Annotated in this window: 16 protein-coding genes; 7 read left to right on the forward strand and 9 right to left on the reverse strand. The window is 57.0% G+C overall.

Annotation, left to right across the window (positions count from 1 at the left end; genetic code table 11):
• Positions 1-53 precede the first annotated feature (53 nt).
• The 4 genes from ftsY to ABVF61_RS28000 form a co-directional block, all read right to left on the reverse strand.
• Positions 54-1,379 carry a signal recognition particle-docking protein FtsY gene (gene ftsY / locus ABVF61_RS27985; RefSeq protein WP_353996899.1) on the reverse strand — a complete coding sequence of 442 codons (1,326 nt, stop codon included), beginning with the start codon at positions 1,377-1,379 and terminating at the stop codon, positions 54-56.
• Between the two features lie 29 nt (positions 1,380-1,408).
• Positions 1,409-2,677 (reverse strand): tRNA (N(6)-L-threonylcarbamoyladenosine(37)-C(2))-methylthiotransferase MtaB, encoded by a 1,269-nt coding sequence (gene mtaB / locus ABVF61_RS27990; protein ID WP_353996900.1) that lies wholly within the window; start codon positions 2,675-2,677, stop codon positions 1,409-1,411.
• The gene (gene dapF, locus ABVF61_RS27995) at positions 2,674-3,582 is read right to left on the reverse strand and encodes a diaminopimelate epimerase (protein WP_353996901.1); all 909 of its coding nucleotides are present in this window, start codon (positions 3,580-3,582) and stop codon (positions 2,674-2,676) included. Before dapF ends, mtaB begins: the two co-directional genes overlap by 4 nt.
• A gap of 219 nt (positions 3,583-3,801) precedes the next feature.
• On the reverse strand, positions 3,802-4,305 hold the full coding sequence (locus ABVF61_RS28000) for a L,D-transpeptidase family protein (protein WP_353997331.1): 504 nt from the start codon (positions 4,303-4,305) through the stop codon (positions 3,802-3,804).
• A gap of 229 nt (positions 4,306-4,534) precedes the next feature.
• Here ABVF61_RS28000 and ABVF61_RS28005 point away from each other — a divergent pair, with 229 nt between their 5' ends.
• The 5 genes from ABVF61_RS28005 (at position 4,535) to ABVF61_RS28025 (ending at position 9,361) form a co-directional block, all read left to right on the forward strand.
• Positions 4,535-5,218 carry a response regulator transcription factor gene (locus ABVF61_RS28005; RefSeq protein WP_299477884.1) on the forward strand — a complete coding sequence of 228 codons (684 nt, stop codon included), beginning with the start codon at positions 4,535-4,537 and terminating at the stop codon, positions 5,216-5,218.
• A gap of 25 nt (positions 5,219-5,243) precedes the next feature.
• Entirely contained in the window at positions 5,244-5,750 is a 507-nt protein-coding gene (locus tag ABVF61_RS28010) for a Crp/Fnr family transcriptional regulator (protein WP_353996902.1), read from the forward strand.
• Between the two features lie 84 nt (positions 5,751-5,834).
• The gene (locus tag ABVF61_RS28015) at positions 5,835-7,154 is read left to right on the forward strand and encodes an FAD-dependent oxidoreductase (protein ID WP_353996903.1); all 1,320 of its coding nucleotides are present in this window, start codon (positions 5,835-5,837) and stop codon (positions 7,152-7,154) included.
• 220 nt (positions 7,155-7,374) lie between these two features.
• Positions 7,375-8,502 carry an SIS domain-containing protein gene (locus ABVF61_RS28020; protein WP_353996904.1) on the forward strand — a complete coding sequence of 376 codons (1,128 nt, stop codon included), beginning with the start codon at positions 7,375-7,377 and terminating at the stop codon, positions 8,500-8,502.
• Positions 8,495-9,361: a formyltransferase family protein gene (locus tag ABVF61_RS28025; protein WP_353996905.1), complete on the forward strand. Its 867-nt coding sequence runs from the start codon at positions 8,495-8,497 to the stop codon at positions 9,359-9,361. The genes ABVF61_RS28020 and ABVF61_RS28025 overlap by 8 nt, the downstream gene beginning before the upstream one ends.
• A 63-nt stretch (positions 9,362-9,424) precedes the next feature.
• Here ABVF61_RS28025 and ABVF61_RS28030 read toward each other — a convergent pair whose 3' ends face one another.
• From ABVF61_RS28030 to ABVF61_RS28045, 4 genes are all read right to left on the reverse strand, one after another.
• Positions 9,425-11,278, reverse strand: a complete 1,854-nt coding sequence (locus ABVF61_RS28030) for a sensor domain-containing protein (protein ID WP_353996906.1) — start codon at positions 11,276-11,278, stop codon at positions 9,425-9,427.
• A 380-nt stretch (positions 11,279-11,658) separates the two neighbouring features.
• The gene (gene leuD, locus ABVF61_RS28035; RefSeq protein WP_353996907.1) at positions 11,659-12,264 is read right to left on the reverse strand and encodes a 3-isopropylmalate dehydratase small subunit; all 606 of its coding nucleotides are present in this window, start codon (positions 12,262-12,264) and stop codon (positions 11,659-11,661) included.
• A 53-nt stretch (positions 12,265-12,317) separates the two neighbouring features.
• Positions 12,318-13,268, reverse strand: coding sequence for an N-acetyl-gamma-glutamyl-phosphate reductase (gene argC / locus ABVF61_RS28040; RefSeq protein WP_353996908.1), 951 nt, complete (start codon positions 13,266-13,268; stop codon positions 12,318-12,320).
• A gap of 89 nt (positions 13,269-13,357) precedes the next feature.
• Positions 13,358-13,924: a peroxidase-related enzyme gene (locus ABVF61_RS28045; RefSeq protein ID WP_353996909.1), complete on the reverse strand. Its 567-nt coding sequence runs from the start codon at positions 13,922-13,924 to the stop codon at positions 13,358-13,360.
• Positions 13,925-14,019: 95 nt separating this feature from the next.
• Between ABVF61_RS28045 and ABVF61_RS28050 the strand changes: the two genes are divergently transcribed.
• Positions 14,020-18,831: an NAD-glutamate dehydrogenase gene (locus tag ABVF61_RS28050; protein WP_353996910.1), complete on the forward strand. Its 4,812-nt coding sequence runs from the start codon at positions 14,020-14,022 to the stop codon at positions 18,829-18,831.
• A gap of 78 nt (positions 18,832-18,909) precedes the next feature.
• Entirely contained in the window at positions 18,910-20,289 is a 1,380-nt protein-coding gene (locus tag ABVF61_RS28055; protein ID WP_353996911.1) for an MFS transporter, read from the forward strand.
• A gap of 35 nt (positions 20,290-20,324) precedes the next feature.
• Here the strand turns inward: ABVF61_RS28055 and ABVF61_RS28060 are convergent, their stop codons facing one another.
• On the reverse strand, positions 20,325-22,436 hold the full coding sequence (locus ABVF61_RS28060; RefSeq protein ID WP_353996912.1) for a methyl-accepting chemotaxis protein: 2,112 nt from the start codon (positions 22,434-22,436) through the stop codon (positions 20,325-20,327).
• Between the last annotated feature and the right edge of the window lie 82 nt (positions 22,437-22,518).

Below are 22,518 nucleotides of genomic sequence, written 5' to 3' on the forward strand. Positions count from 1 at the left end.
AGAACGAAGAGTGGATCAGCTTCTGGAAATTCCGATCGTGGGGTCAGCGCCTGTCACGCGAGACCCGCGATTGCGTTGGCAAAGTCCTGCGCGGAGAATGGTTCCAGGTCCTCAACGCCTTCTCCGACACCGATGAAATGCACCGGCAAGCCATGCTTCGCCGCAATGGCAACCAAAATACCACCGCGCGCGGTTCCGTCGAGCTTGGTCATAACGAGACCGGTGACGCCGGCCACCTTGCCGAAAATCTCCACCTGGTTGAGCGCGTTCTGGCCGGTTGTCGCATCGAGCGTCAAAAGAACGGTGTGAGGAGCCTCGGGATCGTGTTTCCGGATCACGCGGATGACCTTCTCAAGTTCATCCATCAGCTCCGCCTTGTTCTGCAGCCGACCGGCCGTATCGATGAGCAGGACGTCAACCTGCTTTTCCTGCGCTTCTTTCATGGCGTCGAAGGCAAGACCGGCGGCATCGGCGCCGGTATCCCTGGCTATCACGTCGGCGCCGGTCCGTTCGCCCCAGATCTTGAGCTGCTCCACGGCGGCCGCGCGAAAGGTGTCACCGGCTGCGAGCATGACTTTTTTGCCTTCCGAGCGGAGCTTCTTGGAGAGTTTGCCGATCGTCGTCGTTTTGCCGGTCCCGTTGACACCCACCATCAGGACAACATGCGGTTTTTTGCCCATATCAAGATCGAGAGGCTGGGCCACCGGCTTGAGGACCTTCTCGACCTCTTGCGACAGGATTTCCCGCACTTCTTCTGGCGAGATTTCCTTGTTGTACCGGCCATCGGACAGCCGATCCGTAATCGCCATTGCCGTGTCGACGCCAAGATCGGCCTGGATCAGGATGTCTTCCAGCTCCTCGAGCATGGAGGCGTCGAGCTTGCGCTTGGTGAAGATGGACGAGATACCTTCGGTCAGCGAGGCCGATGACCGCGACAGGCCCTTTTTCAGCCGCTGAAACCAGGAGAGCTTGGGCTCTTCGGGGTCAACGGACGGATCAGTGGGGACGTCTTTCGGCTCGACCGCCTCCGCCGCTGGCTCAGTGTCTTCCAAGGGTGTGTCGGCATCCGGATCCGATCCGACGTCGGTCGAAACAAAATCATCTGCGGGCAAAGGTGTTTGCTTTGCGGAGAATTCCGGCACGATGCCCGGACCGCCATCGAGCCCGAAGGTCTTCAGGGGCTCATCTAGAGCGGCAACCGGCTTGACTTCCATTTCAGTCGTGAGCTCGGGTTCCACAGCACCAAGCCGTTTTTCGTCCACATTTTCCGCGCTGTCGGCTTCGGCCGGACTCTTTTCAACGGTTTCCTCCGGTTGTTCCGCCGGGGCTTCCTTGCCGCCGAACAGCCGACCCAGAAATCCGCGTTTTTTCTCGCTCATGAAACCGCCTAAAAGGATCTCGCCGCCTGTCAGGCAGCCTTGGAAAGAGCTTCGCCCAGAAGATGCCGCCCGGTGTGACCGACAATACGAACATCGAGGATCTCTCCGGCGTGCCCGCCGGCAAGTTCGACCTGCGTAAATTGTTCCGTCCGCCCCAGGCCTTCCTTCTCGATCAGGACAGGGCGGACTTTGCCGATTTCCCCCGCCAGATGATTGGTCAGGGCCTCTTCGCCCTTGGCGCGGAGCCGTGCACCCCGTCCCTTGACGATTGACCGGTCCAGTTGAGGCATGCGCGCCGCAGGCGTTCCCGGGCGCGGGGAAAACGGAAACACATGGAGATGCGTCAATCCGCATTCGTCGACGATCTTAAGGGAGTTCTCGAACATCGCCTCGGTTTCGGTCGGAAAGCCTGCGATGATGTCCGCACCGAAGACCACATCCGGTCTCAAGCGCCGCACATCCTCGCAGAAACGGATTGTATCCGCCCGCAAATGCCGCCGCTTCATCCGTTTCAGGATGAGATCATCGCCGGCCTGTAGCGACAGATGAAAGTGCGGCATCAGGCGATCATCCTCGGCAATCACCCGCATAAGATCGTCATCGGCCTCAATCGAATCGATCGAGGAAAGCCGGAGCCGCTTGAGGTCCGGCACCATTTTCAGGATCTTGGCCGTCAGCGTCCCCAGCTTTGGCGTGCCGGGAAGGTCCGAACCATACGACGTGATATCGACGCCGGTCAGAACGATTTCGTTGTAACCATTTTCAACGAGCCGCCGGATCTGGTCGATCACAACGCCCATGGGAACCGACCGCGAGTTGCCGCGGCCGTAGGGAATGATACAGAAGGTGCAGCGGTGGTCGCAGCCGTTTTGAACCTGCACGAATGCGCGCGCACGGCCCGTCAGCCCGTCGATCAGATGACCGGCGGTTTCTTCGACACTCATGATGTCGTTGACCCGCACCTTCTCGGTTTCCGAAATCCCGAAGGCGGCGACATCCTGATAGGACTTGCGCTCAAGCTTTTCGGTATTACCGAGAACAAGATCGACTTCGTCCATTGCGGAAAAGGTCTCGGCTTCCGTCTGGGCTGCGCAGCCGGTGACAATCACACGCGCTGACGGATTGTCGCGCTTCGCCTTGCGCACAGCCTGGCGGGCCTGTCTGACAGCTTCGTTGGTCACCGCGCAGGTATTGATGAGGACCGCATCCTGAAGACCCGCGGCCTCCGCCTCACGCTTCATCACTTCGGACTCATAGGAGTTGAGCCGGCACCCGAATGTTACGACATCGATGCTCATGAGGCCGCTCCGGCCTCCGTTGAATCGCCAGACGCGGTTTTGCGCCACTCCAGCGTTTCAAGATCGATTTCACCCTCGAATTCAATTTCCGTTAGCCCGGTCATGAGGACGTGGCTGTCGCTTTCGCGCCACTCAATGCCGATCGGCCCGCCAGGAAGGTGAACCGTTGTCTTGCGGCCTGTCTTGCCATCACGCGCAGCCGCGACTCCAACGGCGCAGGCGGCCGTTCCGCACGCCAGGGTCAGGCCAACGCCCCGCTCCCAGACTTTAAGGCGGATCTGGTCCTCATCGAAGACATGCGCCAACGAAATATTCGCACCTTCCGGGAAAATCGGGTGGTGCTCGAGAAGCGGGCCGAAGCGTTCCAGTTCATAGCCCTCGACATCATCAACCCAGAAGATCGCGTGGGGGTTTCCCATGCTGAGCGCCGCCGGTGTGTGCAGCACCGGGTCATCGATCGGACCGATCTGGAGTTCGATCGCGCGCGTGTCCGCGAATTCTTCCGCAAGCGGGATCTCGTCCCATGCAAGACGCGGGGCTCCCATGTCGACGGTGACATTGAATGGTCCCGGGCTGTCGAATGCGTGCAAAAGGCCTGCACCGGTTTCGATCGTCACAAGATCCTTGCCGCCTTCTTCCATAAGCAGCCGGCCAATACAGCGGGTCGCATTGCCGCAAGCCGACACTTCGCCGCCATTCTGATTGTGAATACGCATGAAGGCGTCGACACCGAGCGCGGACTTTTCAACGGTGATCATCTGGTCGAAACCGATGCCGGTGTCCCGATCACCCAGTCTGGCGATAACCTCGTTGGACAAGCGTAGCGGCTGTGCGCGCGCGTCCCAGACGACGAAATCGTTGCCAAGGCCATTCATCTTCAAAAAGGGTCTGATGTCAGACGCCATAACGAGTGCACTTCTTAATCGAGCAGAGAAATTGATCGGTTTGTCGCGATCAGTTGCCCCTATATGGCCGAAAACGCGCGGAATTTCCAGTGGGGCCGGCGCTCAGACCAGCCATGCAGTCTGCGCCGGCCTTTCCAGCGTATAAGACAGCTTCCGTTTTACCTCAGCTGCTTTCTCAGTAGCAGACCCAAGCGGCAACACATGTGTCAAACGAGGCTTTCAAAGACGGATGCACATGCGTGCACCAGGCCTGGTTTTCTCGAGCAACAGTTTCATGTGTTCGGGCGCAACGGCGACACACCCTTCCGTCGGCGAATAGGTTTCTCGCGCGATGTGAAAAAAGATCGCGCTGCCCTTTCCCTTCACCGCGGGAAACATGTTGCAGTCGAGGACGACGACAATGTCGTAGAGACGGTCGTCGCGCCACATTTTTTCGTGGCTCGCATCGAAGGGTAACGAGACCGGTCGGTTGTAAAGATGAGAGGCCGGGTCGTCGCACCAGGCAGAAGAGGGCGTCAACGGCTCTACCGGCAGCGTTGTTTTCGGCGGCAAGCCCTTGTCCGGCCTGTAATAGACATGGAGAAGCTCAAAAAACCCCACAGGAGTTCCGCCATCCCCTTCTTTTTTACGGACAAGAAGACCCGACCTCCCCAGAGCACACGGAACCGTGATCGCGCCGAAAGTTAATATTCCCTTTGTCCTGTCATGCGGCAGAGCGCGCACGTCCAGCGAATCCGCCAATTTACCGGTATTAACCATGAGCGTGGGACTGACCTTCCTTTTTTCCGATTGAAGGCATTGATAAACCAGACCTAAACCCCGCGTGAAGAAGAATTGACGAACACCTGCTTGTGCGGCGAGAATTTCCCACGCACATAGAGGCAGGAACACGCATGTGTAGTTTGCACAAGTTGGCGTGATCAGTTTGAGACTTTTGGCGAGGACCGCACCCATGACCGCCCGCACGATCTTGATTGTCGATGATGACACCGAACTGCGCGAAGCGCTCGTCGAACAGCTCTCGCTGTATGACGAGTTCGAAACCATACAGGCAGACTCGGCCACTTCCGGCATCGGCCTTGCCAAGGACGAGCATGTCGACCTGCTTCTGATGGATGTCGGCCTGCCGGACATCGACGGCCGGGAAGCTGTAAAGCTCTTGCGCAAAAACGGCTTCAAGGCGCCGATTATCATGCTGACAGGGCATGATGGGGACAGTGACACGATCCTTGGCCTTGAAGCGGGCGCGAACGATTATGTCACCAAACCGTTCAAGTTCGCAGTGCTTTTGGCCCGTGTGCGTGCGCATCTTCGCCAGCACGAGCAGAGCGAAGACGCGACCTTTGCCATCGGACGCTATTCCTTCCGGCCGGCCGCAAAGGTCATGCAGGACGATGCCGGCAGCAAGGTCCGGTTGACGGAAAAGGAAACGTCGATCCTCAAATTCCTCTACCGCGCTGGCGAAAAACCGGTGACGCGCGACGTGCTGTTGCACGAGGTCTGGGGATATAATTCCGGTGTTACGACGCACACCCTGGAGACGCACATTTACCGCCTGCGTCAAAAAATCGAGCGTGATCCGTCCAACGCCGAGCTTCTTGTCACAGAAGCCGGTGGATATAAGCTTGTGCCCTAACGGGTAATCAGCGTAAATCTTGGGCATGAGCCTTGCCCAAGACATTGCGATTCTCAAACAAATCCCGATGCTTTCGGACTTTCAGGACGACCAGCTCCGCTTGCTGGCGTTCAGTGCTGAAAGCATGGATTACCAGGATGGCCAGCGCCTCTTTGAAGAAGAGGAACGGGCTGACGGTGGTTTGGTGATCACAAACGGCACCGTAGTGCTTCTGAAAAAATCCGAAGACGGATTTGAAGAAGTCGATCGCGTGGGCAAGGGCACCCTTCTCGGCCAGACCGCCCTTTTGACCGAATGCAGGCGTCCCTGCCGCGCCGATGCCGAAGGTCCGGTGAGTATCATCCGGATCCGCCGGGCGCTCTTCAAGCGCATGATCCAGGAATATCCGGAACTCGCGCAGCGTCTTTTCGAACAGCATTCGCTCAAATACCGCGCAACAATCGCCGCGCTCCGGCCGATCGGCGACAAGATGGCGGAGCTCGAGCAGCTCAACGCCGAACGGCGCGTGCGCGACGACGCCAAGGGTGAGTGAAGTCCCGTCAGGAAGCAGGTCCGGGCTTCAACAGGTTTGGAATGAGATCTGACAACAAAGATATCGGCTTTAAAGGCTGAGCGCATGACCGACCGACGATATGAGACTGACGTTCTGGTGGTTGGCGGTGGCACGGCCGGCTTCGGCGCTGCCGTGGCTGCCGGACGCCAGGGGCTGCGCGTGACACTGCTTGAAGCGACCACAAAAATAGGCGGTGTCATGGCATTTTGTCCCGGCATGCCCTGGGGCGGGGGCTACCCGGTTGACCGGATTGTCGGAGGGCTGATCGAGGAACTGACGGATCGGCTTGCCGCGATGGAACCGCCTGCAGCCGAAAAGCGCCCGTGCACCTTGGCGAATTTCGGTCCCGAAATCGTCTACGACCACGACAATGCAACACTCACGATGTTCGAGATGCTGGAAGAGGCAGATGTTCTGGTCAGGTTGGGAGCAACTGCCCTGGAACCGCATATGGCCGGTAACCGGATCGAGAGCGTTACGTGCTGCGACAGGAACGGACTCTTTACGATCGTCCCGGGCATTGTCATCGACTGTTCCGGCGACGGTGATGTCTCGGCAAAGGCCGGCGTTCCTTTCGCGCTCGGAGACGCATCCGGCAACATGATGGCGGTCACGATTTCTTTTCACATGATCGGCGTGGACTGGGTCGCTGCGTTCGCCGACCCTGATCCATACTTTGAAAGATTTGCGGCGCGTGGCATCGAAGAGGGGCGGCTCCACGCCGATCTGGCCAAACTCTACCTCATGCGCGGCTTCCACGACGGCACGGTGTTCTGCAATTCGGTTCACATTCGCGGCGTGGACGGAACTGATCCCGTTGCCGTGGGCAGGGCAACCCAGGAAGGCCGCCGACGCTGTCATCAGCTGGCACGGTTTCTACGTGATGATGTGCCCGGTTTCCAAAATGCCCACATGTCGATGCTGTCGCCGACGGTCGGTGTGCGAGAAACGCGCAAACTGGAAGGTGTCTATCGCGTTACAGGTGAAGACCTTGCGCGAGCGACAAAGTTTCCAGACGGGATCGTTGCCTGTGACAATCCCATAGACGATGTCATGCGATCGAACGGTGGCATGACCCACGATGCGGCGATCGAGGCCGGTGATTTCTACACAATTCCCTTCCGGTCCCTTCTCCCTGCAAAGATTGAAAACCTGATGTTTGCAGGCCGGATACTGTCGGCGGATCCGGTAGCATTCGCCTCTGTGCGCGGCATGCCCCAATGCATGGCGATGGGTCAGGCGACCGGGACAGCTGCCGGGCTCGCGCTCAAAGAGGGGGTCAACGTGCAGGACGTTTCCATCGAGGCCTTGATAAAATCTCTGAGCAAACAGGGGATCAATCGTCTGAAACAGTTTGTTCCCCAATCAGATGCTGCTGAATGAACGCTCGGCAAGACTGCTGGTTTTCCGCTCTACCCTGCATACCTGACAGCAACAACAGCCGCCGATGTCTGTGGATCGAAAGTCTAACTGTTGCAGACTGTTCTGTGCCACATTTCATTCCCAACTCCCGATAAAGCGCTTCTTGGGGAACGCAACTGAACCGGGAGCTGCGACGGCGGTTTCGAGGCACAGGGAAAATTTGCATGGGAGTACCGACAGAATGAGTGACACACCATCCGGCCCGCTCGGCGACAGGGTAGAACGGTTCAAGCTGCTCAACGCAAAGATGGCAGAGCAGGTGACACGCACAGCAAGTTACCGCTGCCTGAGCCCCTACCCTCATGCGGGAAAAAACCGGGTCCGGCGGATCGTCATGATGGGAATGGGATGTTCAGCTGTTGTGGGCGACCTGTTGCGCCTCTTTCTGTTTGCCGAACACAGCCACGTCGAAGCGCGCGTGATCAACGATTATCGCCTGGACTGGTACTTCAATGATGAGGCCATCGCCGATCCGCACACGGTTTTCGTGATGTGTTCCTACAGCGGGTCGTCGCAAGAGCCTCTGATCGCCTATAATTATCTCGCCGCGCGGACAAAGAATATTGTCGTGTGGTCGTCCGGCAAGGGCGGTGATGAGCTGGAAGCCCGCGCGCTTGCTGACGGCCACGCGGCCTTTCAGTGGCAGCTTGAAGAAGAAGACCCGGAATATCCTCTGTTCAGTGCCGTTGAATTTTTTGCGAGCGCCACGGCAATCTGCCGCGAATTGGGGATCCTGACCGAAACGAGCGACAGTCTCCTTAAGCGGTCGGGCCAGTTTCTTGCCGACAATGAAGATCTGACAGGCGCTGCCGCTCTAGCCGAGCGTCTCGTCGGGCGTGACCTGCTTGTTCTGTCAAATCCGATCTGGGATGAGTCGGTCGTGAAACTGATCAGGATGTATTTCAACGAGATCGCGATGGTGAACATTGCGACCAATCTCATACATGAATTCACTCACAGCCAGATAGCGGCGGTTGGACCGACGTTGCGTCCGCTTTCGATCCTTGTCCTGCGCACCCCTTCAGGCCATCCATTCGAGGAAGATCGCGTGGCGGCGATGAAATCGCTCTTGTCCAGATGCCCGTCTGCGGGCAACGTCGATGTCCACGAGTTCAAGGCACCGGAGGGTCCGCTTCTCGATACGTCGCTGCACACCTTGCATTTCTTCGCGAGCGTTGCCGCACATCTGTCGGAGATCGACGAAAAGCCTTCGTTCGAACTGATTTCCAATGCCTCCGGAAATCCCTGGTACAATCAGGGCTCGATCAAGGATCGCGGCGACCAGACCCGTCTCGCCGGTGATGAGTAGCCAAGCGGAAGATTGGGGCGAATGCATTCCATCCGGAAAAAGCATCGAGCCAGGTACGCGCGTCCTGCTGCTTGCCAGTGACGTGCCGCTTTTTGCCTGCATCGCCGCAATCGATGAGATCAACGCAACGCCTAAGAACCCGCTCATTTTGGCGGGGGTCGCAACAGACGCAATCACGGACCCGAATGCGCGCATAAGCGCGAGGAAGCGTCTGTGGCAGCACTACACGCCGGAACAATGTGCTCAATCTTACCAACGCACCCGTTCCTACTGTCTGGAAAATGAAATCGCATTCTTCTCCGGCTCTATTCACGCCAGGCCTCTTCAGGAGTGGCTTGCGGTCTGCAAGCCGGACATCGTTCTTTCCGCATTCTACGGACAGCTCATCCCTGAGAGTGTGCTGCATGCCCCGAAACTGGGCGCCTTTAACGTTCACCCTTCAGACACGCAACATGGAATCCGCGGTCCGCGGCCCTTTCTTGATACGATCGAAGCTGGCCTCAAACAGGAAAACGGGCACCTTGGAAAAGTCGTCATACATGAACTCGACTCCCAATTTGACGATGGCCGCGTTGTTGTTGAAACGCCCGGCCTTCCCTTTCACGACTGCGATGGTGTTCTGCCGGCAAATCCGCTCCATATCGGCTTCAAATTCTGCCTGTTTGCCTATCCCGTACTTGTAAAGGCATTGCTTGCCGCACTGATCGACAAGGGGCGTGACTTTACGCCCTTCCAGATTGCCTATTCTGAAGACGTCAAGGCCGAGCTTGAACGCTATCGCTATGGCAAGCACATCGGTTTTACGCCGGCAAGCGAACTGATCGATCGCATGCGTGGCTGCCTCAAAAGAAATGCATGACGCCTGATCTGAAACGGCCGGCGTGACTCCATGAGAGCTCAGGCAAGCACTTGCGGCGATGGCTTAGAGAGAAATATTCGAGTGCCTGAAGCCCGCCAATGGCACCTTTGGACGCCAAAACGCGCCTCTGGTGGTAATCAGATTATCCCGCAAATCCTCTGCACTCATAGGTTTGCCGAAATAGAACCCCTGCAGCAGATCACATCCCATGCGGCTCGCAAAAAGCGCGTGCTGTTCGGTTTCCACACCCTCCGCGACAATGCTCATTCCAAGGCTTTTCCCGATACCGATGATTGAAGTCACCAGGGCGCGGGATGTTTCGTCTTCCACGATCGGCTGAATGAACTGACGGTCTATTTTCAGGACGGTGGGCCTGATCTTCAACAGACCCTGGACAGAAGCATGTCCTGTTCCGAAATCGTCGAGCGCGATGGTGACCCCAAGTTCCTTGAGTTCCCCCAGAGTCCAGTTCACGACGTCGCCGATACGCTCCAGGTAAACAGACTCAAGGATTTCGATTATCAGCCTCCCAGGATCAATTCCTGATCTTTTGATATCGTGAATAAGGGTCGGGTCCGCCAGCCGCCCGGCGGACAGATTGATCGAAACACGCGGCAGCTCAACGCCAGTTCCGTCGAAAATCGCCAGCGTTTCCGGAAGTGTGCTAAAGACGATTTCATCAATGCGTTTCAGGATCCCCATATTGGCAGCCGTCTCAAGAAAGGCTGCGGGCGGCAACAGGCCCAATGTGGGATGCAACCACCTCACCAGAACTTCCGCACTGGTTATCTTGCCCGTTCCGGAATCGATAAGCGGTTGAAAATAGGGAACGAATTCTCGCTTTTCACACGCGACCAGCAAGTCGGAAACAAGCCGCTTCGTCGCAATGGCTTCGGCATGCATCTCCTCGGTGAAGAAAGACCAACGTCCCTTGCCATTGGTTTTGGCATGATAGAGCGCCGTATCGGCGTCTGCGATAACCTCTTCGGGAATTTCCATTTTCGCCTTGGCGATCGCGACGCCAACGCTCGCGCTGCAGAAGGTCGATTTGCCCTCAAAGGTGAATGGCGCGTGCATTTCCTGGACTATCGCATCGGCGAGACTGGAGATCTCCAACGCACTGCTGCCCAGGGGCCTCAGGATAACAAATTCGTCACCCCCGATCCGGGCAATCAGGTCTTTGTCATTCGTCAGCCGTCGCAGCATGTCGGCGACGGACTTGAGCAATCTGTCACCGGCATCATGGCCCAGCGTATCGTTCACGGATTTGAAGCGGTCCAGATCGACATAAAATGCTGCGAACTCCGATCCGCCGTTCTGAAGATCTGCGACCCACGACTTCAGCTCGACCTCGAGGTGCCGTCGATTGGAAAGGCCAGTCAAGGGGTCCTCGTTGGACTCCTTCGCGACGGTTTTCGCAAGTTCGTAGAGCCGTGTGTTCTCTTTTTCCAGATGACGCAGTTTCTCTTCATAGTCTGCGACCGGATCTTGATCATGGACCGCTGCTATCGACAGGCGGCGTGTGCCGCGCTGTTCCTCCGGTGCGTCCTCCAGTTCTATCAGCGAACAGAGCCACCATCGCGCGCCGGTTGCCGTATCCGATAGCGGCGTCCAGCTCATTTTCTGCAGGTATTCCTGCCCGTCTTTTCGATTGTTGAGAGTCTTGACCGAGAAATGCTCCCAGTTCATCAACTTTTCGATGATGACCAGATGACTTCCCTGTTCCACACTTGACCCGATCAGGATCGTCCCGCGCTCCCCGACAACCTCTTCGAGCTCATATCCTGTAATTCTGGTGAAGGCCTTGTTGCACCATTGAAGGTGCATGATGGCGCCGTCATGGTCGGACGCCAATGCCAGCGCGAGTCCCTCGCTGCTCTTGTCTTTGATCTGCTCAAAAATTTGCGTCGGTATCAACGGCGCGCCTCGCTTCATCACGCCAACAGAAGAGCATCAATAGATTATGCAAATGATAATTTAAATCACTCTGCAGCATTCAAGCACTTTTTCACACTAAAAATAGTATCATCAAGTATTTAATCTGCCAGAGATTCTTTTGAAATTGCCTTTTTTCTTCATGACGCCTTGAGAAAAATGCCAATCCTTTCATTAATACGACAACTCAAAATAGTCCTTATCAGACGACGCAACAATTTTCATTGGTCGCGAACGGCAAATCCCTCCAAAACGAAAAGTGCCCGCTTCCCTAAATGGGAAGGGGGCACTGAAGATGTATATCTGCGAATGGAAACCTGACAGCGGCGATAACCGTCAGTGACATCGCCGAGGCTGGTCAATCAAACCCAGGGGCGCGCCTCACCAAGCTTGCCCTCGTAGGTGTCGATCTGATCTTCCTTCGCCATGGTCAGGCCGATATCGTCGAGGCCGTTGATCAGGCAGTGCTTGCGGAAATGGTCGATCTTGAAGGCAATGTCGCCGCTTTCAAGACCGCGAATTTCCTGGCTTTCCAGATCGATCGTCAGCGTAAAGTTGGCGCCGCGTTCAGATGCGTGCAGCAGGGTCTCGAGCTCGTCTTCGGACACTTCGATCGGCAAAATGCCGTTCTTGAAACAGTTGTTGTAGAAGATGTCCGCGAACGAAGTTGAAATCACGCAACGGATACCGAAATCCAGAAGCGCCCAGGGCGCATGCTCGCGAGACGATCCGCAACCGAAATTATCGCCTGCGATCAGGATCTTGGCATCGCGATAAGCCGCCTTGTTGAGCACAAAGTCGACATTCTCCGAACCGTCGTCATTGGTTCGCATTTCATGAAAAAGAGCCGTGCCGAGACCCGTGCGCTTGATCGTCTTCAGAAACTGCTTCGGAATGATCATGTCCGTATCGATGTTCACGATCGGAAGCGGCGCAGCGACACCGGTCAGGGTTTCAAATTTTTCCATGTTGTTCTGTCTCCTGAAAGGTCAGGCTCGCATGATCTTCACAAGCAGGCCCGTCAGGCCGCAAGGCTCGTGGCTTGATCGACGCCGAGCATCAAATTGAGGTTTTGCACCGCCGCCCCGGACGCGCCTTTGCCCAGATTGTCGTAGACCGCAATGATCGCCGCCTGCGCGCGCGCATCGTTTGCAAACACATGCAAGCGCAGCAGATTGGTGTCGTTGACAGCCTGCGGATCCAGAAAGTCCGCACGCTCAAGCGGTTCAAGCGGAGCAACTTCGACGAAACCGTTGTCGGTCGCGGCAAAATGATCGGTGAGCGCGGCATGCAGTTCCGCACCGGTCGGAACCTTGTCTTGCGCAGCAAGGTTCAGCGGAACGACGGTCAGCATGCCCTTGTAGTAGTTTCCGACGGAAGGCGTGAAGAGCGGAGCCGCCTCAAGCAGCGTATACGCGGTCATTTCCGGCAAGTGCTTGTGATTGAAGCCGAGTGCATAAGGCGCAAAGACGTTGGCATCCGTTCCACGGCCCTCATAGTCGGCAATCATGCCTTTGCCTCCACCGGAATACCCGGAAACGCCATGATAAGTGAGCGGAAAATCCGCTTTCAGCAGGCCTGCTGCGATCAGGGGGCGCACGGATGCAATGAGACCTTGTGGCCAGCATCCTGGATTGGCAACTCGCATTGCCGAGGCAATGATCTCTGCCTGATCGGCAGCCATTTCCGCGAACCCATAGGCCCAGCCGTCCGCGACCCGATGTGCGCTGGAAGCGTCGATCACACGGGTCGTGTCGTTCTGAATCAGCTCCACGCTTTCACGCGCCGCCGCATCGGGCAGGCACAGGATGGCAATATCGGCCTTGTTCAGGTAGTCGGCCCGCGCTGCCGGATCTTTCCGGCTTTCTTCCGGGATGGAGAGCAGCTCGAGGTCGCGGCGCATGGCAAGGCGCTCGCGGATCTGCAGACCCGTCGTACCGGCTTCACCATCAATGAACACGCGCGCAACCATTGCCCGTTCCTCTCCTAAGGCTGATTGAAATCGACAGCGTCATACACCCAATTGGCGCTCTTGTCACCGATGAGAAGCGCGATCAGACCTCAACGCGCCATTGAGTGATACTCATCATTCGGCCGCATGTCGCTCGCAGCGGCGACCCTGTTGCTCATGTTGAAGAAAGCCGCCACGGATGCAATGTCCCAGATATCCCGGTCGCTGAAGCCAGTGTCGCGCAGGGCCTGTCGGTCGCTTTCAAGGATTTCGGCGGGCCGCTCTGTCAATTTCACGGCAAAATCAAGCATGGCGCGTTGCCGATCGCTGAGATCGGCTACCCGGTAATTCATGACCATCAGCTCGCCCAGAACCGGATCGCCCGACAATTGCCGGACAGCAGCGCCGTGAGCCGTCAAACAATAGAAACAACTGTTGACGGCAGATACCGCAACGGCAATCATCTCTCTCTCAAGCTTGGTGAGACCACATTCGCCAAGCATGAGGTCGTTGTACATGTCGGTGAATGCGCGCAATTTCGTATCATCAAAGGAATACGCCTTCAGCACATTGGGCACCAATCCCAGCTTCTCTTCGCACAAATCGAAATAGGCTTGTGTTTTTTCACTTAAAGTTTCGTTTGAATCGATTTGCAAGGCGGTGACTTCACTTGACAATTTGCCTCTCCCGTCATGAAGATTTTTCAATAGCTGCAATACAAAATCACATCACGCAGCCGAGCCACAACTAAGATCGCCTAGGGGGGATTAAAATGCCGGACAAACACGACGTCGAGAAACACAAACTCATCGACGCGGTCCACGCTGGCCTGACCAAAGAGGATCCTGCCCTGGCGGAGTTTGCCAGCGCATTTTTCGATCGAGCTGCGGCGGAAGATCTTGTTGCTTATACGGCTGATGAATTGAACGGGTTCGTGCGGGAAGCCTGGCTGGATTTTCAGGATCACGCGCTTGGCACCCATAGGGTCAGCATCACCAATCCGGCCGCTGCGAAAAAGAACCCAAAGATCGACAACCTGACGATTATCGAGATCGTCAACGACAATATGCCGTTCCTGGTCGACTCGGTGATGGACGAATTGCAGAACAGCAAACTGGATGTGCACCTGGTTCTGCATCCGATCTTCATTGTCGAGAGGGACGACAAGGGCAAATTGCTCTCGTCGGTCGCGCGCAAAAAGCCGCCGAAACGCAAGGATCGCCAGGAAAGCCTGATCCACATTCACGTGACCCGCATTGATTCTGAAGAAGCGCGCAACGCTTTGCAGCAACGGCTCGATACCGTCCTCACCTCGGTCCGTTCGGTCGTTGACGACTTCAAGCCGATGCAGGAGCGTCTGGCGGAGGCCATCGACACCTTCAAAACCACCCAGATCCCCGGAAGCAGCGACGATCTCTGGGAAGCGATCCACTTCCTGGAATGGATGGAGAAAAACAACTTCATTTTCCTCGGCATGCGCGAATACAAGTTCGAGGGCGGTGTCGACGAAGGCGAACTATCGCCCTCTGAAGGGACCGGTCTCGGGCTACTCACCGACCCGGATGTCCGCGTCCTGAGACGCGGCTCGGAATATGTACAGATCACGCCCGAAATCCGCGAGTTCCTGAAAAATCCGGAACCGCTCATTATCGCCAAGGCCAATGTGCGCAGCACGGTTCACCGGCGGGTACATATGGATTATGTCGGGGCCAAGATCTATGACGATGACGGCAATCTGACCGGCGAATTGCGGATTGTCGGATTGTTCGCCTCAACGGCCTACACCGAGCCGACAAGCACAATCCCCTTCTTGCGCCGCAAGGTGGCGAGCGTGCTGGCACGTGCCGGCTACGGCTCACAAAGTCATTCGGGGCGCGCGCTCAGAAACGTGCTTGAAGCCTTCCCGCGCGACGAACTGTTCCAGATCGAGCGCGAACGTCTTTTCGATTTCTCCATTGCGATCCTGCAATTGGACGAACGTCCGCGGATCCGGGTTCTGTCCCGGCCGGACAAGTTCGATCGCTATGTCTCAATCCTCGTATTCGTTCCACGCGACCGGTATTCGACTGAAGTCAGAATCAATATCGGCACCTACCTGGCCTCGGTCTACGAAGGCCGCCTGTCCGCCTGGTATGTGACCTATCTCGAAGGCCCGCTTGCTCGCGTCCATTACATTATCGGGCGCGACAAGGGCGAAACGCCCAAACCCGAGCAGGAGGAACTTGAGAACGCTGTAGCGGACATGGTTCGTACCTGGTCGGACAACGTTCGCGATGCCCTCAACAAGGAATTTCCACCGGTGCAGGCGCGGCAGCTTGCCGAGCGTTATGCGCTGTCGTTCCATGGCGGCTACAAGGAAGTCTACAACGCCCAGTCCGCCTTGTCCGATATCGTCAAGCTCGAGACCCTTACCGGTCTGGACGACACCACGATCACCTTTCACAGGCCTCAAGGGACAACCGGGAACCGTCTGTCCCTGAAAGTGTATCATTGTGGTTCTCCGATCCCGTTGTCGGCCCGCGTACCACTCCTTGAAAACATGGGATTCAAGGTGATCAACGAGCGGACATACCGCGTCACGCCCGCAGATACGCCGATGTCCTATCTCCATGAAATGACCCTTGAAAGTCATTCAGGGGAAGATTTCGATTTGCCGCAGGAACTTCAGACCCGCCTTGAAAGCATGTTCATGGCCATCTGGACGGGACACGCCGAAAACGACGGCTACAACCGCCTCGTCATGACCGCAGATCTTGCCTGGCGCGATGTTGCAGTCGTCAGGGCCCTGTCGAAATATCTGCGCCAGGCCGGTATTCCCTTTTCCGAAGACTATATGTGGGGCACGCTCAACAACTATCCGGTGATCGCAGCGAAACTGGTGGAACTGTTTCATTTGCGGTTCAATCCGGACGTTACGCAAAAGGATCGGGACCTCGGTTCGGACAGACTGGCAGAAGAGCTGACAGCCGATTTGGAAGAGGTTTCGAGTCTCGACGATGACCGCATCCTGCGCCGTTTCCAGAACGCCATCGGATCCATCCTGCGCACAAACTTCTATCAGCTCGACAAGAAGGGTCAGCCCAAGCCGACATTTTCCTTCAAGATCGACAGCCGGCGTATCGACGACCTTCCGCAACCCCGTCCGTTCCGGGAAATTTTCGTCTACAGCCCGCGTGTTGAAGGCGTTCACCTTCGCTTCGGCATGGTTGCACGCGGCGGTCTGCGATGGTCTGATCGGCCGCAGGACTTCCGGACGGAAGTGCTCGGCCTTGTGAAAGCGCAACAGGTCAAGAACGCGGTGATCGTGCCTGTTGGTGCCAAAGGCGGCTTCGTCCCCAAACACCTGCCCCCCATCACTGACCGGGAGGCCTGGTTCAAGGAAGGCACCGAGAGCTACAAGATCTTCATCAATGCGCTTTTGGATGTAACCGACAACCTGGATGAAGACGCTATCCTGCCACCCGAGCGCGTACAACGTTTCGACAGCGACGATCCTTACCTGGTCGTTGCCGCCGACAAGGGCACGGCGACGTTTTCCGACACGGCAAACGGCATCTCCGAAGGCCGGCATTTTTGGTTGGGTGATGCCTTTGCCTCCGGCGGGTCGGCCGGTTACGACCACAAGAAGATGGGCATCACGGCGCGCGGTGCCTGGGAAGCGGTCAAACGGCATTTCCGTGAAATGAACCGCGACATTCAAACCGAACCATTTACAGCCGCCGGTGTCGGCGACATGTCGGGCGACGTCTTCGGCAACGGCATGCTCTTGTCCAAGGCGACCAAACTGGTTGCCGCATTCGATCACCGGGACATCTTCATCGATCCGGATCCGGATCCGGCGAAAACGTGGGACGAACGCAAGCGCATGTTCGATCTCGGCCGGTCTTCCTGGAACGATTACAACACCGACCTGATCTCGAAAGGCGGCGGCATATTCTCCCGGCAGTTGAAGTCCATCCCGTTGAGCCCGGAGATCCAGGAACTGCTTGGCCTCGAGAAGGCCGCAGCGACGCCCCAGGAAGTCATGACTGCTATCCTGAAGATGAACGTGGACCTGCTCTGGTTCGGCGGCATCGGCACCTATATCCGCGCAACAACGGAAACCGACGCGGATGCGGGCGACCGGGCCAACGACCCGATCAGGATCACCGCACCGGATGTCGGCGCGAAGGTTATCGGGGAAGGGGCCAACCTCGGCCTGACCCAGCTGGCGCGCATCGAGTTCAACAAGAAGGGCGGGCGGTGTAACTCCGACGCGATCGACAATTCCGCTGGCGTGAATTCCTCGGACATGGAGGTCAACATCAAGATCGCTCTTGGTGCGGCGGTCAAATCGGAAAAACTTTCCCTGGAACAGCGCAATGAGTTGCTTGCCGACATGACGGACGAGGTCGCCGATCTCGTGCTGCGAAACAACTATCTGCAGACGCTGGCGATTTCCATGACCGAACTGCGCGGGCTGGAGGATTTCGGCTTTCAGGTCCGCATGATGCGCCAACTGGAGCAGGCCGGTCATCTGGACCGTGTGGTCGAGCAGCTTCCTGACGAAGCGACATTGCGGGAAATGCGCAAGGCCGGTCAGCTTCTGACCCGCGCGGAACTTGGTGTTCTGCTCGCCTATGCCAAGATTACGCTCTATGACGCGCTTCTGGACAGCACAGTGCCGGATGATGCGTATCTTGCCAGAGAGCTGTTCCGCTACTTCCCTGCGCAGATGGCGACGACCTACGAGGATGAGATCAGCGGGCACCGGCTGCGCCGTGAAATCATCGCAACGATGCTGGCCAACTCCATGATCAACAGGGGCGGTGCGACGTTCCTTACCCGCCTGATGGATCAGACCGGAGCCACGCCGACGGAAATCGCGCAAGGCTTTGTTGCCGTGCGCAACAGTTTCGAACTGACCGATCTCAACGCTGAAATCGATGCACTCGACACCAAAATTGACGGCGGCCTGCAGCTTGACCTCTATACCGAGATCCAGTCGCTGCTTCTGGAACGTGTCGTCTGGTTCAAACGCAACGTTGCCTTCGACAAGGGTCTTTCCGCTGTCGTTGAGCGGTTCCGCAGCGGAATCTCGGATCTGCGGGAGCGCCTGGAAAGCCTGCTACCGGAAGAACCTGCCGCAATCTTGAACGAACGCGCTGCCGAATATGTGTCGAAGGGCGTTCCTGAAACGCTTGCGCGCAGGGTTGCCTGGCTTCTGGCTGAACAGGCGATCCCGGATATCGTCATCGTTTCGGAGGAGACAGAAGCCGATCTTGATACGGCTGCAATGGCCTACTACCAGGTTGCCCACCACTTCAAGATTGGCAACATGCACGAGATGGCCAGTAACCTGGAGGTCCGCGATTATTACGATGGCCTTGCTCTTGATCGGGCCCGTGCCACTCTCTTTTCCGCACACAGGGCCCTGGCGAGTGCGTCCATCCGGGCCGGCAGCTTCTCCCAATGGCTCGAAGAACATCAAGACGAAGCCGCAAGCCGGCATCTTGCTGTCACCGAGATCCTCGATGGTGGCCTGAGCGTGTCCAAATTCACGGTCGCGGCCGGTTTGCTCGCTGAAATTTGCAGCTCGGATTGATGTGGTAGCCTCGGTGCAGAATATCGAAGGCCGGCAGTTCCGCTGCCGGCTTTCTTTATTCAACAAGAAGGGATTGAAATGTCTGCTGTTTCCGGTGCTCATCCCAAGAAGACGGATCGTCGGGCAGTCGTGTCCTGGGCCTTGTTCGACTGGGCGGCCCAGCCCTTCTTCACGCTTGTAACAACCTTCGTCTTTGCTCCCTATTTTGCCTCGACGCTGGCCAGTACCCCTGAAGAAGGACAATCGCTCTGGGGCTTTGCCACAGCTGCCGGCGGGCTCGGAATAGCCTTGTTGGCGCCGATACTGGGCTCCATAGCCGATGCCACAGGCCGCCGGAAGCGCTGGATACTCGGATTCTCAATACCGTTTCTGATTTGTTGCTGGGCGTTTTGGTATGCCGCTCCCGGAGGCCAGCACAGCATCGCTATTGCATTGGTGGCATTTGCCATCGGAACCCTTTGTATCGAGGTTGCCACGGTCTTCAACAACGCAATGATGCCGTCGCTCGTGCCTCACGACAAGATTGGGCGGTTGTCGAGTTTTGGCTGGGCAATGGGCTATGTCAGTGGTCTGGTGACGCTGGTAATCGCGCTCGGATTTCTGGCCGCGAGCCCCGAAACCGGCAAGACGCTGTTAGGATTTGAACCAATCTTTGGATTGGACCCGACAACGCATGAGGGCGACAGGGCAGTCGGTCCGTTTTCCGTCATCTGGTACCTGATTTTCGTACTGCCGATGTTCCTGTTTGTTCCGGACGCACCACATCAGGCAAAGATCGGACCCGCAATCCGAAAAGGCCTCAAGGAACTCTCCGACAGCATCGCCAAGGCCCGCTCGAACCGGAATATCTTCCTGTTCCTCATCTCCAACATGGTCTTCAAGGACGGCCTTGTTGCCTTGTTCGCATTCGGCGGGATCTATTCTGCCGGACAGTTGGGCTGGAGTTCGATCGAAATCGGCACCTTCGGGATCATCCTGACAATCACCGGCACGCTCGGCCTTCTGCTTGGCGGTCCAATGGATGATCGCTTCGGAGCAAAACCGGTGATCATTTTTTCACTGGTCGTCCTGATGATATGCGGCCTCGGCATGATTTCCGTCGACAGAACGACGGTCTTTTTTGTCATTGAGACAGAGGCTGCACCGGAGGGTGCGCTGTTCGCGTCACTGCCGGAACAGGTGTTTATCGCTCTAGGAGCGCTAATTGGTGCCGTATCGGGCCCATTGCAGGCATCGTGCAGAAGCCTTCTGATACGCCTCGCTCCGCAGGAGCACATGACCCAGTATTTTGGTCTTCTGGCGCTGTCGGGCAAAGTGACGAGCTTCCTGGCCCCATTGGCCGTTGGCGTCGTCACCGCGCTCTTCAACAGTCAGCCGGCAGGCATGTCTGTCATTCTGGTTTTCTTCGCAATCGGCCTGGCACTTCTGTTCGTCGTAAAAGAAAAACGCGCCGGATAAACCGGCGCGCCTTAACGTGAAAATGTTCTGTAGGATCAGGCGACCTGACGCACATTGTCCAGGAAGCCGACAACTTCCTGCTTCAGCCGGTCGGCCTCGGTCTGAAGAACGTTTGCCGAAGCGCTGACCTGACGGGCAGCGTTGCCGGTATCATCTGCCGAAGCTGCAACCTTAACGATATTCTGCGCCACTTCCTGGGTTCCATTGGAAGCTTCCTGGATGTTGCGGGCAATCTCGTCGGTCGCAAGGCCCTGCTGTTCGACCGAAGACTGAATGCTCGAGGAGATTTCGTTCATCTTCTCGATCGTCTCCGAAATGCCCCGGATAGCTTCCACGGATCCGGCGGTTTCCGTCTGCACCGACTGGATCTGCGTCGAGATTTCCTCGGTCGCCTTGGCCGTCTGGTTCGCAAGCTCTTTCACCTCGGCGGCAACGACGGCAAATCCCTTGCCGGCTTCACCCGCGCGGGCCGCTTCGATTGTGGCGTTGAGCGCCAGGAGGTTCGTCTGCTCGGCGATATCGGTAATCAGCTTTAGAACTTCGCTGATCCGGTTGGCAGCCTCCATAAGGCCTTCAATCTTGCTGTTCGTCGATTGAGCCTGTTCAACCGCATGGGAGGCAATCTCGGACGACTGTGACATCTGACGCGAAATTTCGCCAACCGATGCCATGAGCTCTTCAGCTGCAGAGGCGACGGTTTCAACGTTGGACGATGCCTCTTCGGAAGCAGCGGCAACGGTTGTGCTCTTTTCGCTGGTGTCGTCAGCGCCGGCCGTCAGCGTAACGGAAGCCGCGTTCAGATCCTGGACCTGTGTCATCACGGTTTCGGTAAGCTCCGAAATCTGGCGGTCGAAATCCTGCGACAGATCGCTGATGCGTTCGGCCCGCGCCAGCTGCTGGCGTTGGGTTTCTTCCTGCTCCAGTGACAGGGCTTCCGCCTGACGGGCCTTGTCACGGAAGACCTCAAGCGCCTTGCTGATCTGGCCAATCTCGTCTTCGCGGTCCGTATCTTCGATTTTTTCGTCGTAGCGGCGGTCAATCAGTGCCTGAATGCTTCCAACGGCCCGCTCGAGTGGCCGGCGGACGATGCTGTTGCCGACAAAGTAAGTCGACATTGCAACAACAATCAAAAGGACAACGCCGACACCGATGATCATCGTCAGGATCTGGGTGGATGCAGCGTGTAGGGTCTCAAGCGGAACGCTGACCACAACCGCAAGCTTGGCATCCGTATCACCAACCGTAACCGGCGAAACGACCCGGTAAACGTCAGCGCCGAGAGAGTTGGAGTAACCTGTGTATGTAAAAGGTGTGCCGTTCTGTACGGCGTTCAGCACGTCGGCCTTGACGGCCAGATCGGCTTTAGAGCGCTCTTCTTCCCAGCTCTTGCCGAGGATTTCCGGGTTGGCATGTGCGATCCACGTGCCCTTTTGCGACAGAAGCTGAACCGAACCGGTTTTCAGCGGTCTTTGCTGGCCGAGCACGTCGGACAAAGGCGTCAGCAGGATATCACCACCGGCAACACCAATCACGTTCGACCCGTCACGGATCGGAACACTGAAGGAGACGCCGGTGACCGTCTTGCCGTCCGCTTCCCAGCTGTAGGGCTCGGTCATGTAGTCCCGCTTGCTGACATAGGCCCCGTTGAACCAGAGCTCACCCTCGTCGCTCAGATCACCAACATCGATATCTTCAATGGGCCGGTAGGCCAGACTGCCGTCCGACTTGCGGAAGAAGTAGGGTTGCCATTGTCCCTGGGTTGCCCATTTTTCGTTACCGACGAACTCCTTGTCTCTGCCGTCGAGCTGGTCTTCCACGATGACGCCCCAGGCACCGGAAAGATCCTTGTTGTCCCTGGCAAGTGTTTCAACAACTGAATTCCAGGCCTCCCGGTCGACCGCTCCTGCTGCTTTCAGACCACTGAGCGTGCTTCCGAGCGACTGGGCCGACTTGAGACCCTTTTCCAGACCGCGTTGAACGAATTGCACCTGCTCGCGCGCAATCGTTTCAGCTTCTTCCCGCGCAAGTTCACCCGTGATTCGCGAAGCCTGCCATCCGATGGCACTGATTCCGATTGCCAGCGCAACCGTCAACGTGACTGCACTTGCACCAATGAGCTTTGTAGTGACCTTAGCTTTCTTAAACACCGGGTAATCTCCGCGATCAGCAAGAATTCGGCCGACTCACTGACCGAATGCAATTGGACCCAAATTACCCGCTGGACGTTAA

The organism is Roseibium sp. HPY-6, assembly GCF_040530035.1.
Classification (GTDB): domain Bacteria; phylum Pseudomonadota; class Alphaproteobacteria; order Rhizobiales; family Stappiaceae; genus Roseibium.